This is a genomic window from Stenotrophomonas sp. GD04054 (assembly GCF_029836955.1).
Lineage (GTDB): Bacteria > Pseudomonadota > Gammaproteobacteria > Xanthomonadales > Xanthomonadaceae > Stenotrophomonas > Stenotrophomonas maltophilia_A.
Map to the genome: position 1 here is coordinate 25,059 of NZ_JAOECR010000047.1, position 12,757 is coordinate 37,815.

General features: G+C 67.0%; 10 protein-coding genes. All 10 read left to right on the plus strand.

The features are described from left to right. The 10 genes from N7573_RS17855 (at position 1) to N7573_RS17900 (ending at position 12,241) form a co-directional block, all read left to right on the plus strand. A complete protein-coding gene (locus N7573_RS17855) occupies positions 1-783 on the plus strand; it encodes a ParA family protein (RefSeq protein WP_005413243.1) in 783 nt (260 codons plus the stop codon). Continuing rightward, positions 780-1,982: a chemotaxis protein CheW gene (locus tag N7573_RS17860; RefSeq protein ID WP_279912537.1), complete on the plus strand. Its 1,203-nt coding sequence runs from the start codon at positions 780-782 to the stop codon at positions 1,980-1,982. Before N7573_RS17855 ends, N7573_RS17860 begins: the two co-directional genes overlap by 4 nt. A gap of 285 nt (positions 1,983-2,267) precedes the next feature. Further along, positions 2,268-2,576, plus strand: coding sequence for an STAS domain-containing protein (locus tag N7573_RS17865; RefSeq protein ID WP_279912538.1), 309 nt, complete (start codon positions 2,268-2,270; stop codon positions 2,574-2,576). Next, positions 2,573-2,938, plus strand: coding sequence for a response regulator (locus N7573_RS17870; RefSeq protein ID WP_005409521.1), 366 nt, complete (start codon positions 2,573-2,575; stop codon positions 2,936-2,938). The genes N7573_RS17865 and N7573_RS17870 overlap by 4 nt, the downstream gene beginning before the upstream one ends. 45 nt (positions 2,939-2,983) lie before the next feature. Then, positions 2,984-4,972: a chemotaxis protein CheA gene (locus tag N7573_RS17875; protein ID WP_279912539.1), complete on the plus strand. Its 1,989-nt coding sequence runs from the start codon at positions 2,984-2,986 to the stop codon at positions 4,970-4,972. A 352-nt stretch (positions 4,973-5,324) separates the two neighbouring features. After that, the gene (locus tag N7573_RS17880) at positions 5,325-7,574 is read left to right on the plus strand and encodes a methyl-accepting chemotaxis protein (RefSeq protein ID WP_279943237.1); all 2,250 of its coding nucleotides are present in this window, start codon (positions 5,325-5,327) and stop codon (positions 7,572-7,574) included. 158 nt (positions 7,575-7,732) lie between these two features. Further along, entirely contained in the window at positions 7,733-8,506 is a 774-nt protein-coding gene (locus tag N7573_RS17885; protein WP_049401200.1) for a flagellar brake protein, read from the plus strand. Between the two features lie 243 nt (positions 8,507-8,749). After that, on the plus strand, positions 8,750-9,241 hold the full coding sequence (locus N7573_RS17890; protein WP_049401162.1) for a chemotaxis protein CheW: 492 nt from the start codon (positions 8,750-8,752) through the stop codon (positions 9,239-9,241). A gap of 136 nt (positions 9,242-9,377) precedes the next feature. Then, positions 9,378-9,761 (plus strand): hypothetical protein, encoded by a 384-nt coding sequence (locus N7573_RS17895; RefSeq protein WP_010482470.1) that lies wholly within the window; start codon positions 9,378-9,380, stop codon positions 9,759-9,761. A 101-nt stretch (positions 9,762-9,862) separates the two neighbouring features. Then, positions 9,863-12,241, plus strand: a complete 2,379-nt coding sequence (locus N7573_RS17900) for a methyl-accepting chemotaxis protein (RefSeq protein ID WP_279913907.1) — start codon at positions 9,863-9,865, stop codon at positions 12,239-12,241. Positions 12,242-12,757 lie beyond the last annotated feature (516 nt).

The window sequence follows — 12,757 nt, forward strand, 5'->3', positions numbered from 1 at the left end:
ATGCGCATCTGGGCAGTCGCCAACCAGAAGGGCGGAGTCGGCAAGACCACCACCACCCTCGCCCTCGGCCGCGGACTGGCCGCACTTGGCCATCGCGTGCTGCTGATCGACCTCGATCCGCACGCCTCGCTCAGCCGCGCGTTCGGCGTACCGGTGGACCCGCCGCCGGCTGGCGTGCTGGAGCTGTTCGGCGCCCCGCCCGCCGATCTTTCCAGCCTGTGCCATGCCAGCAGCATCCATGGCCTGGACTATGTCTGCGCACAGTCCGCGCTGGCCACGCTGGAACGCCGCAGCGCCAACCAGCCTGGCCTTGGCCTGGCACTGCAGAACGCGCTTGCGCGCCACCAGGGCCAGCACGACTACATCCTGCTGGACTGCGCCCCCACCCTCGGCCTGTTGATGATCAATGCGCTGGCCGCAGCCGATCGCCTGATCATCCCCACCCAGGCCGAGCCGCTGGCCCTGCATGGCCTGGACGGCATGGTCCGCACCGGCGAGATGGTCGAACGCTCGCGCCGCCGCCCGCTGCCGATCTCGATCCTGCCGACCCTGTTCGACCGCCGCACCCGCGCCGGCAACGAGTCGCTGCGCACGATGCAGGATCGTCACGGCACCCGTGTGTGGGAAGACGCGATTCCGATCGACACCCGCATCAGCAACGCCGCCGGCCTGACCCTGCCGAGCGTTGGTGAGGATTACCCGGGCCGCGGCCTGGCCGCCTATCGCCGCGCGCTGAACTGGATCCTCGGCGAGGATGCCCGCGCCCTGGAGCAGGCCGCATGAACAGCACCGGTGTACTGGACGACTACCTGGACGAACTGCTGGGCGAAGCGATCGCCGTGGCACCACCGGCTGCACCGCCGCCGGCGAGCGACGAAGCGCGCCCAGCAATTGCAGCCGACGCCGAACGCGAGCCGACCTGGGATGACCTGCCGGCTGAGGTGATCTACGAAACCGAGACCGTCGCCGCTGCGCCTGCCGTCGACAACGCCGCACTCGAAGCCGCCTTCGACGCGGCCGCAACGGCTGAGCGCGAACCCACCTGGGACGATCTGCCCGCCGAAGTGATCTACGAAACGGAGACTGTTGCTGCTGCCGCGGCAGAGGACGACGCAGCACTGGAGGCCGCCTTCGAGGCCGCCGCAATGCCTGTCGCCGCCCCCGAGCGCGAACCGACCTGGGATGACCTGCCTGACGAGGTGATCCACGAGACGGCCCCTGCTCCCGCCACCGCCAAGTCCGGCCCGGAACCTACATGGGACGACCTGCCGGACGAAGTGATCTACGAGACCGATCCGGCCGACAGCCATCGACTCGCCCACACCGACAGCCCCGGCCTGGAAGCCGCGTTCGAGGCCGCTGCCGGCGGCGAGGACGTTCCTGCGCCACCAGCGGCCGTGGTCACAGCACCCGCTCCAGTTGTGCGCACCGATGCCGCACCGCCCCCGCGCGTGGCCGTGGACGCGCCAGCAGGCAACCGCCCGAGCAGCTGGCAGGAGCTGCAGGCACAGGCACATCGGCCCGCCAGCAGCCCGCATCCGCAGAACCGACGCGCCGGCGAGCGCACCTCGCGCTGGCTGCGCCTGCGCTGCGGCACCCAGGCCTATGCACTGGAACTGCTGAAGGTGCAGGAAGTGGTGCTGCCGGTGCCGCTGCTGCCGTTGCGCGGCACTGCGCCGGCCATGCTGGGCATCATGAACCTGCGTGGCCAGGTGGTACCGGTGATGGACCTCGGCCTGCACCTGGGCGCCGCGGCCGCCGAAGACAACTCACAGACCCGCATCGTGGTGCTGGAGGAAGACGGCGAGACCATCGGCCTGCGCGTGTCGGCAGTGGAAGATGTCGCCAACCTCACCGATTCGCAGATCGAACCGCCCGATACCGCGCGCATCTGCCAGATCTCCAACGACCTGTTCCGTGGCGTCGCCAGGGTCAGCCAGCGCCCAATGATCCTGCTGGATGCCACCCGGCTGCTGAGCTGAGCGCAAAAAGGGGACGGAGGGGATTAAGTCGCAATCGACCAGGCTCTTCCGCAGCCACCCTCGGCAACGGCGACCACGCAGTGGGGACGTAAGGTGTTGATCCAACGGATCAACACCTTGCGTACCCGACAGGCACCGCATCGGCGCAAAGCGCCGAGCCAGTTGCGACTTAATCCCCTCCGTCCCCTTTTCAACAGCGACCGCATCGACGCACCGCGTCGATTCCCCTAAAGAACCCCACCGGGGTGCCGTTATGGATCACGGAACCGTTTGTCCGGAGCAACGATGAGCACTGTCGAACTGGGTGGGGATCTCGGCATCGAGAGCACCACCGAGCTCAAGAACCGCCTCGCCCCGCTGGTGGCGCAGGCAGGCGAGCTGACCCTGGATGCCAGCCAGGTCGCCCGCATCCACACGGCCGCCGTGCAGGTGCTGTGTGCGTTCGTGCAGGCCCGCCGCGAGGCAGGCCTCGGCACCGGCATCCACGGTTGCACTGCAACCTTCCGTGACGCCGCGCGCCTGCTGGGCGTCACCCAGGCCCTGGGCCTGGACGTAACCCATGACAACCTGAAATCTGTGGAGAACGCTGCATGAGCGCACGTATCTTGGTGGTGGACGATTCGGCGTCAATGCGCCAGATGGTGTCCTTCGCCCTCACCTCGGCCGGTTTTGCCGTCGAAGAAGCTGAAGACGGCGCGGTCGCGCTCGGTCGCGCCAAGGGCCAGCGCTTCAATGCGGTAGTCACCGACGTCAACATGCCGAACATGGACGGCATCGCGCTGATCCGCGAACTGCGCCAGCTGCCGGACTACAAGTTCACGCCGCTGCTGATGCTGACCACCGAATCGGCCGCCGACAAGAAGTCCGAAGGCAAGGCCGCCGGTGCCACCGGCTGGCTGGTCAAGCCGTTCAATCCGGAACAGCTGGTCGCCACCGTGCAGAAAGTGCTGGGCTGATCGCCCGCCACCGCTCCCCCTCTTCGCTTCCGGACCACCACTGCCATGAGCATGGACCTGCAACGCTTCCACGCCACCTTCTTCGAGGAGAGCCGCGAAGGCCTCGACGCGATGGAGGCTGGCCTGCTGGCCCTGGAATCGGGGCAGCAGGACGCGGAGATCATCAATTCGGTGTTCCGCGCCGCCCACTCGATCAAGGGCGGCGCCGGCACCTTCGGCTTCGATGCGATCGCCGGCCTGACCCATGTGCTGGAAACGCTGCTCGATGAGCTGCGTGCCGGCAAGCGGGCGCTGGAAGGCCACGCCGTCGACGCCATGCTGTCCTCGGTGGACGTGCTGCGCGCCCTGCTGCGCGAAGCCGAACACGGCCAGGCCGCCGATCCCGCCGCAGTTGCTGCGGTGAAGGCGCGCCTGGAGGCGGTTCTTTCCGGGGAGGCCGCAGCGAGCGCCCCCGCGGCCGCCGCAGCCAAGGTGGACGATACGCCGGAAGCCTGGCAGATCGGCTTCACCCCGGCGCCATCGCTGTTCATGAGCGGCAACGACCCGCTGCGCATCATCCGCGAACTGGAACATCTCGGTTCGCTGCAGGTGGCTGCGCGCATGGAACGCCTGCCCGGCTTCGCCCAGCTCGACCCGCTCGAGGCCCACCTGGCGTGGGACCTGGGTCTGGTCGGCAAGGTGCCGCGCAGCAAGATCGAAGACACCTTCGCCTGGGTGCTGGACGACTGCGAACTGGACATCCGTCCGGCTGCGCCGCCGAGCCTGGCCACCGAGGCACCTGCCACACCCGCCCCTTCCACACCGGCTGCCGTTGTACCGGCGGCACCCGCCGCCGCTGCCAGCAGCGCTGGCGGCCAGGAAGCCGAAACCTCGATCCGGGTCAGCGTCGACAAGGTCGATGCACTGATCAACCTGGTCGGCGAGCTGGTCATCACCCAGGCCATGCTCAAGCAGGTCTCGCACGCGCTGGACCCGGTCCACGCCGAGAGCCTGTTCGCCGGCCTGGACCAGCTTGAACGCAACACCCGCGACCTGCAGGAAGCGGTGATCGGCGTGCGCATGCTGCCGGTCGATGCGGTGTTCCGCCGCTTCCCGCGCCTGGTCCGCGACCTGTCCAGCCGCCTCGGCAAGCAGGTACGCCTGCGCACCGTCGGCGAAGGCACCGAACTGGACAAGGGCCTGATCGAAAAGATCGCCGATCCGCTGGTGCACCTGGTGCGCAACTCGATCGACCACGGTCTGGAGATGCCCGACGTGCGACGTGATGCGGGCAAGGACGAGACCGGCACGATCACCCTGGCAGCCTCGCATCAGGGCGGCCATATCGTCATCGAAGTCAGCGACGACGGCCGCGGCCTGGACCGTGCCAAGATCCTGGCCAAGGCCACCGAACGCGGTCTGGCGGTGCCGGACAACCCGACCGATTCGCAGGTCTGGGACCTGATTTTCCAGCCGGGTTTCTCCACCGCCGATGCAGTCACCGACCTGTCCGGCCGTGGCGTCGGCATGGACGTGGTCCGCCGCAACATCCAGGCGCTGGGGGGCGAGGTCCAGATCGAAAGCAGCCTCGGCGCTGGCACCCGCACGCTGATCCGCCTGCCGCTGACCCTGGCCATCCTCGATGGCATGACGGTGGCGGTGGCCGGTGAAACCCTGATCCTGCCGCTGGCTTATGTGCTTGAGGCCCTGCAGCCGCAGGCCGAGGACATCCGCAGCATGGCCGGCGAAGGCCGCGTGCTGCGCGTGCGTGGCGAGTATCTGCCGATCCTGTCGCTGAGCGAGTACTACGGCTACGGCAACCGCGCACCGGGCAGCGAATCGCTGGTGGTGGTGGTTGAAGGTGATGGCCAGAAGATTGCGCTGGAAGTGGACGAGCTGGTCGGTCAGCAGCAGGTGGTGGTGAAGAACATCGAGAACAACTACCGCCGCATCGGCGGGGTATCCGGTGCCACCATCCTTGGCGATGGCCGCGTGGCCCTGATCGTCGACATCGGCGGTCTGGTGCGTTCGCTGCGGATGCCGCAGGCCGCCTGATCCACGTTGAATGCGTGCACTGGACCGCCGCCCTTCGGGGCGGCGGTTTTCGTTTGCGCGCACGGCCACGATCTGACCGCGCTCGCTTCGCCAGGCATACCGTGAACTCCGTCTACACGAAGGTTTCGGGCGCAACCTTGCCGTTCAAGCGAAAGCCCTGTCATGGCACCACTTTCGCGACGCCGTCCCTACGCAACCGAATGTGATCTGCGTCCATAAAGTCCATCCGAACTGCGCCGCTATTTCGCTTTGACGGCCGTCACCGAACCCCCACCGGGCACCACCGTTCGCTCTGCAACCACCCCCAGCCGACGCAACGACGCCGGCGCCCTGCCCACCTGGAGCACCCTGCATGAAGTGGTTCCACGATCTGCCCATCGCCCGCAAGCTGGCCGTGGGGTTCACCCTCACCACCTTGATGACCCTCGTCCTCGGCGCATTCGCACTGCTGCGGCTCAACGAGGCCAACAAGCAACTGGGCGAAATGGCCAGCAACGATATTCCCTCGGTGCAGCATCTCGGCGAGGCGCGCTCGCAACTCGGCGAGTTCCGCACCTACGAGCTGGCTCTGTTGAGCATGCTCGACCAGCCTGACAAGGTGGCCGACTACTACAAGCGCATGGACGACACCGCCAAGGCCGTACATGACGAACTGGCCGCCTACTCGGCACTGCCAGCCCTGGCCAAGGAGCGCGAGCTGTACGCTGCGGCCAACGTACAGCTGGACCGCTACTTCGCTGCCAACAAGGCCATGCGCGAAGCCGTCGCGGCAGGCGACGGCACCTTGGCACGGCAGATCTCCGACGAACAGTCGCGCCCGGCCCGCCGTGACCTGTTCGCTGCGATGAAGACCCTCGGCACCCATATCGCCGGCCTGATGGATGCCAAGATCGCCGATGCAAATGCCACCCACCGCGCCAGCATGATCGCCATCATCGGCTGCATCGTGCTGCTGTCGCTGGTGGCAGCCGCGCTGGCAACGGTCATCTCGCGCGCCGTCACCGGCCCGCTCGGCAAGGCCGTGCACGCGATCCAGGCCGTTGCCCGTGGCGATCTCAGCGTCAGCACCCAGGCCACCAGCAAGGATGAAGCCGGCAAGATGCTGGCCGCCACCACCGAAATGACCGCGATGCTGCGCCGCTTCTCCGAGCAGACCCAGCTGATGGCGCAGATGCACGCCGGTCCGGACATCAGCCATCGCATTCCGGAAGACTTCCCGGGCGTCTACGGGCAGCTGGCCAGCGGCATCAACACGGTCATCTTCGAACATCTCGACGCGATCCGCGATGCCATCGACGTGCTCAACCAGTACGCCACCGGCAACCTCACCCCGGACGCACGCCGCCTGCCCGGCAGCCGCGCGATCCTGCACGAGTCGATGGATGCGGCCAAGGCCAGCCTGCTGGCCATCAACACGCAGATCCAGCAGCTGGCCTCGGCGGCTGCCGCCGGCGACTTCAGCCAGCGCGGTGATGCGCAGCGTTTCGATCACGATTTCCGCGTGATGATCGAGCAGCTCAACAGCATGATGCAGGTGGCCGACGGCAACCTCGGCCAGCTCTCGCAGCTGCTGCAGTCGATCGCCGCCGGCGACCTGACCGCGCGCATGGACGGCCAGTTCAACGGCGTGTTCGCACGCATGCGTGACGACGCCAACACCACCGTCGCGCAGCTGACGCAGATCGTCGGCCAGATCCAGGCCAGCGCGTCCAGCATCACCCTCGCCGCTGGCGAGATCGCGTCGGGCAACAGCGATCTATCGCGCCGCACCGAGCAGCAGGCCGCCAATCTGGAAGAAACCGCCGCGTCGATGGAGGAACTGACCTCCACCGTGCGCCAGAACGCCGAGCACGCCCGCCAGGCCAATCAGCTCGCCATCGGCGCACATGGCGTCGCCTCGCAGGGCGGTGAAGTGGTCGGCCAGGTGGTCACGACCATGTCGGCCATCGAAGCCTCGTCGAAGAAGATCGCCGAGATCATCTCGGTCATCGACGGCATCGCCTTCCAGACCAACATCCTGGCGCTGAACGCCGCAGTGGAAGCCGCACGTGCCGGCGAACAGGGCCGTGGCTTCGCCGTGGTCGCCAGCGAAGTGCGCACCCTCGCCCAGCGCTCGGCTGCGGCCGCCAAGGAGATCAAGGGCCTGATCGATGATTCGGTCGGCAAGGTCGCCGAAGGCTCCAGCCTGGTGCACCAGGCCGGCAGCACCATGGGCGAGATCGTCGCCTCGGTGCAGCGCGTGACCGACATCATGGCCGAGATCTCCGCAGCGTCGCAGGAACAGAGTGCCGGCATCGAGCAGGTCAACCAGACCGTGGTGCAGATGGACGAGACCACCCAGCAGAATGCTGCGCTGGTGGAAGAAGCCACCGCTGCCGCACGTGCAATGGAAGACCAGGCCGTGCAGCTGGGTGAAGCCGTGTCCCGCTTCCGGCTGGCATCACAGGGCACGACGGCCATCCCGGCACGCCCGCTGGCGGCACCGGTACCGCGCCAGGTCGCAGCCGCCGCACCGGCCGCAAAGCCGGTCCCGGCGCGTACGCTGCGCACGGCGACGGCCCAGCCGGCGCTGGCCGGAGACGGCGACTGGCAGGAGTTCTGATGTACCCGGGGTCGGATCCCTTTCCTTCGGGAAAGGGATCCGACCCCTGACGCATGGAAAGTGATGCAATTCTCACTTCATAATCGGGCACAGTGGCCGATATCCCCATCGAGCCTCGCGCCAACGCGTGCTGGCGCCCGCCCCTGACCGTAGATTCCATGTCCGACGGCAACGACACTGCAGTGCATGATGTCCACGCGGCTGATGCCGCTGACGAACGTTTCCTGGTCCGTAATCCGCGCCAGCTGCGGCAGCTGCTGCGATCGTTGATCGACCAGCGATCACTGATCAATGCGCATATCGACGGCCGCGACCGCTCGTTCCCGACCGCGCTGCTTGAGCTCGACGAGGACGACGACACCCTGCTGCTCGATGGCAGCCCGCAGGAGGCGTCCAACCGCGCCGCCGAACAGGCCGACCATCTGCTGTGCTTTGCCCAGCTCGAACGCGTGCTGGTGCGGTTCCGCCTGCAGGCACTGCAGCGTGTGGACAACGACGGCCACGTCGCCTTCCGTGCCCCTCTGCCGATTGAACTGGTCCATCTGCAACGACGTGAGATGTACCGGCTGGAGACGCCAGTCACCGATTCACCCCAGCTGCTGATCCCCGCCGGCGAGAGCCGTGCCGAAGCGCTGTCGATGCGGGTGGTGGACATCAGCGGCGGCGGCCTGGCGGTGGCCGTACCTACCGACTGCGCGGTGTTCAGCCTGCAGAAGCGCTACCCGGCGATGCTGTCGCTGCCCGACGGCCCCGACCTGGAGATCGAGCTGGTCGTCTGCAACCTGCTGCCGCAGCGCCAACCCAATGGTATCGAGATCAAGCGCGTGGGCATGCGCTTCGACATCCTGCCGCGTGGCGCCGACAGTGCCATCCAGCGCTACATCTTCCGCATCGACCGCCAGCGCAAGGCGCGCCGCAACGGCGAGCTGTAAGGCCTCCCGACCGGTAGTGCTGGCCGCTGGCCGGCAATGGCCGCATCCACATTGTTGCCAGGTTGCCGGCCAGCGGCCAGCACTACCGCTTCCCGTGTAGATCCACGCCATGCTTGGATGCCCCCATCTTCCCCGGTAGATCCACGCCATGCGTGGATGTCTTCCCCCGGCACCTAAAGTCCCCCGACGAGGGGCCGATATCGAGCCTGACACCGGGACTTCCGGCAGAACCAGGACCCCTCGATGAACGACAAGACCAGCTCCGCCGCCAGTGCCGGTGGCGAATTCCTCAGCTTCACCCTCGGTGCCGAGCACTACGGCGTGGACATCCTCAAGGTCCAGGAAATCCGCGGCTATGACGCGGTCACCCGGGTCCCGGATGCACCGGACTACATCAAGGGCGTGATCAACCTGCGCGGCACCATCGTCCCGGTGATCGACCTGCGCCTGAAGCTGCGCCTGGACGATGCCCGCTACGACGCCTTCACCGTGATGATCGTGCTGAACGTCGACGACCGCGTGGTCGGCATCGTCGTCGACAGCGTCTCGGACGTGATCCCGCTGTCGGCCGAGCAGATCCGCCCGACCCCGGAATTCGGCGCCGCCGTCGATACCCGCTTCATCTCCGGCATCGGCACGCAGGACGACCGCATGCTGATCCTGCTCGACATCGAGACCCTGCTGGACAGCGCCGACATGGGCCAGGCCAGCGTCGTTGAAGACGCCGCTGCCTGATCGAACGGACCTGCTTCACGTTCTGGTCACAAAACCCTTCAGTTCCCTCCGGCAGTGCCGATAGGGGGACAGAAGCCGGTCGCGCAGGAGCGCGCAGGACCGGAACGACCATCACCATCCCCGGAGATACACCTCGATGAAGTCCCTGCTTGCGTTCGTTTCGGCCGCTGTCCTGGCCACCACTGCTTCCGCCGCGTTCGCCCAGTCGGCCGACATGATCCCGCCGGAACTGGCACCGCGCTCGGTCGGCAAGGACGGCATGGTCTGCGGCAAGGTCGAGAAGGCCCGCTACGCAGAAGGTTCCGAAGGCCAGCCGACCTTCCTGTACATGGGCGGCGCCTTCCCGCGCCACACCTTCTCGGCCCGCATCGCTGGCGAGAACCGCGGCAAGTTCTCCTTCCCGCTGGAAACCCTGGAAGGCAAGACCGTCTGCGTGATCGGCAAGATCCAGCGCGACGCCTCGCGCGCCGAAATCGAAGTCAGCTCGCCGGCCGGCCTGAAGCTGGCCAACATCAAGTAATCCGCTGTCCGTCGAACCACGCCGGACCTGGCGCCGGCGTGGTTTCTGCTGCAACCGGGCCCGATGCCCGGGCGCGTCTGCCTTAGGAGCTCGCAACGCCCATGCCGTGGATCAACAACCTGAAACTGATGCCGAAGCTGCTGCTGACCTTCGGTGTCCTCCTGCTGGTGATGCTGCTGCAGGGTATCGTCGCCTATCGCGGCCTGCACTCGCTGAACAACGTCACCACCGAGCTGGCGGGTTCTCGCATGGAGAGCATCCGCATGGCCGGCGAGATGCGCGGCATGCTGGGTGAATACCGCAACGCCGCCTACCAGCAGCTGATCCGCGCCAGTGACGACGTCAAGGCTGATGCACGCAAGCAGACCGTCGAGCTGCGTACCAGCATGGACAAGTCGATCAAGGACTATCCGAAGCTGGTCGACAACGCACAGCAGAAGAAGCTGTTCGACACCTTCGCCAAGGAATGGAAGGACGCCCTGGCCTCCTATGACAGCGTCACCGAGATGCTGGAACTGGACCTGCCGGACGACGCCATCGATACCTTCGTCGGCGAGACCCGCACCAAGCACCGCAAGGCCGCTTCGGCGCTGGAAGCGCTGATCGCCGAAGACAACCGCCTCGCCCGCGCCTCGCGCGAAGAGGCCGAATCCACCTACTCCGCCTCGGCCGTGCTGACCGTGATCGCCCTGCTGGGCGGCGCCGCACTCGGCCTGGTGCTGGTCTGGCTGTTTGCCCGTGCCCTGGTCGGCAGCGTGCGCGGCGCCGTCTCGGTTGCCAACGATGTGGCCGGCGGCAAGCTCGATGGCCACATCGACGTCAGCCGCCAGGATGAAGTGGGCGAACTGATGCAGGCGATGCAGCGCATGCAGCGCGACCTGCGCGAGCGCACCGAAACCGACCAGGCCATCGCCCGCGAGAACCTGCGCATCCGCACCGCGCTGGACTACAGCTCCACCGGCGTGTACCTGACCGACACCAGCAATACCATCGTCTACACCAATCGCGCCCTGCAGCAGACCCTGAGCCAGTACCAGGACGACGTGCGCCGCGACCTGCCGGACTTCGACGCGCAGGCCTCGCTGATCGGCAAGCCGGTCACCGTGCTGGAGCATCGCGGCGAGATGGACCAGACCCTGCTGGGCAACCTGAAGGCACACGGCGTCGCCCGTCGCCCGATGCAGTACGGCGATGCCCAGTTCGCCCAGGTGGTTTCCACCATCCGCAATGAAGGCGGCGACACCGTCGGCTACGTGGTGGAATGGCGCGACCGCACCCAGGAAGCGCAGGTGGAAGCCGAAGTGGCCCGCGTGATCGCCCAGGCCGCTGCCGGCGACCTGTCCGGCCGCATCGATTCCAGCGACAAGGAAGGCTTCTTCCTGCAGCTGGCCCAGCAGATCAACGGCCTGCTCGACGCCAACGCCGGCAGCATCGAACAGATCTCCGGCCTGCTCGCCGCGCTGTCGCAGGGTGACCTGACCGTTCGCATGCATGGCGACTACCAGGGTGTGTTCGCCCGTATGCGCGACGACGCCAACGCGACCGCCGCGCAGCTGAGCGAGATCGTCACCCGCATCAAGCAGTCCAGTCGCGCGATCAGCTCGGCCGCCGGCGAGATCGCCTCGGGCAACAGTGACCTGTCGCGCCGCACCGAGCAGCAGGCCGCCAACCTGGAAGAAACCGCCGCCTCGATGGAGGAGCTGACCTCCACCGTGCGCCAGAACGCCGAGCATGCCCGCCAGGCCAACCAGCTCGCCATCGGCGCGCATGGCGTCGCCTCGCAGGGCGGTGAAGTCGTCGGCCAGGTGGTCACCACCATGTCGGCCATCGAAGCCTCGTCGAAGAAGATCGCCGAGATCATCAGCGTCATCGACGGCATCGCCTTCCAGACCAACATCCTGGCACTGAATGCCGCGGTTGAGGCCGCGCGTGCCGGTGAACAGGGTCGTGGCTTCGCCGTGGTCGCCAGCGAAGTGCGTACTCTCGCCCAGCGCTCGGCTGCGGCCGCGAAGGAGATCAAGGGCCTGATCGACGACTCGGTCGGCAAGGTCAATGACGGCTCGGCGCTGGTGCACAAGGCCGGCGCGACCATGGGCGAGATCGTCGCATCGGTGCAGCGCGTGACCGACATCATGGCCGAGATCTCCGCGGCTTCGCAGGAACAGAGTGCTGGCATCGAGCAGGTCAATCAGACCGTGGTGCAGATGGACGAAACCACCCAGCAGAACGCCGCGCTGGTGGAAGAAGCCACCGCCGCCGCACGCGCAATGGAAGAACAGGCCGGTCACCTCAGCGAGGCCGTGTCGATCTTCGTGGTAGACGAAGCCGAGACCGTGGTTGCCCCGCGCATCGCCGCTGCCCCGGCCCCGCGTGCTGCCGCACCTGCCGCACCGACCCCGGTCGCCCCGCCAGCCCGCCGCAGCGCCGGTGGTCGTCCGATGGCCACCGAACTGGCTGATGGAGACTGGCAGGAGTTCTGATGCCTGCCTGACCTGATGCACGAGAACGCCCTGGCCCTGCGCTGGGGCGTTTTTGTTTACGGGGTATCTGGATATCCAGCCAACGGCGAAGCCCCTCGGGGTGGTCGCGGTAGGCGCGTGGCTACTGAGGGTTGGCCGGGAGGGTGGGCTGCGCAGGGGCCGCTGCAAGTACGTCCATGTAAGCTCGGTCGCCGCATCCATGCGGCTCACGCCCCTGCGCAGCCCACCCTCCCGGCCACGGACAGTTTCCGTGCGCGTCCACCCCGGATTGAAGAAAGAAGAGCAAGAGCAACAGCACCGCTTCGGGGTTCAGATTCGCTTTCCGCAGGAAAACGGATCTGCCCCCTCTTCCCACTTGGAAACCCAACGCTCTTGCCGTCCGTCACCGAAATGCCGAGAGGGTTGGGTCGGGGTGGGCTGGCGGGACCGTTGGCGCCATGGATGGCGCCATCGAGCCCCCAAGGGTGAGGGCGCTTTGCTTGCGAAGCACTGCTTCGCAAGCGCCCGAACGCCCAG

Coding starts and splice junctions, on each gene's coding strand:
- N7573_RS17855 (WP_005413243.1), top strand. CDS start 1: ATGCGCATCTGGGCAGTCGCCAACCAGAAGGGCGGAGTCGGCAAGACC.
- N7573_RS17860 (WP_279912537.1), top strand. CDS start 780: ATGAACAGCACCGGTGTACTGGACGACTACCTGGACGAACTGCTGGGC.
- N7573_RS17865 (WP_279912538.1), top strand. CDS start 2,268: ATGAGCACTGTCGAACTGGGTGGGGATCTCGGCATCGAGAGCACCACC.
- N7573_RS17870 (WP_005409521.1), top strand. CDS start 2,573: ATGAGCGCACGTATCTTGGTGGTGGACGATTCGGCGTCAATGCGCCAG.
- N7573_RS17875 (WP_279912539.1), top strand. CDS start 2,984: ATGAGCATGGACCTGCAACGCTTCCACGCCACCTTCTTCGAGGAGAGC.
- N7573_RS17880 (WP_279943237.1), top strand. CDS start 5,325: ATGAAGTGGTTCCACGATCTGCCCATCGCCCGCAAGCTGGCCGTGGGG.
- N7573_RS17885 (WP_049401200.1), top strand. CDS start 7,733: ATGTCCGACGGCAACGACACTGCAGTGCATGATGTCCACGCGGCTGAT.
- N7573_RS17890 (WP_049401162.1), top strand. CDS start 8,750: ATGAACGACAAGACCAGCTCCGCCGCCAGTGCCGGTGGCGAATTCCTC.
- N7573_RS17895 (WP_010482470.1), top strand. CDS start 9,378: ATGAAGTCCCTGCTTGCGTTCGTTTCGGCCGCTGTCCTGGCCACCACT.
- N7573_RS17900 (WP_279913907.1), top strand. CDS start 9,863: ATGCCGTGGATCAACAACCTGAAACTGATGCCGAAGCTGCTGCTGACC.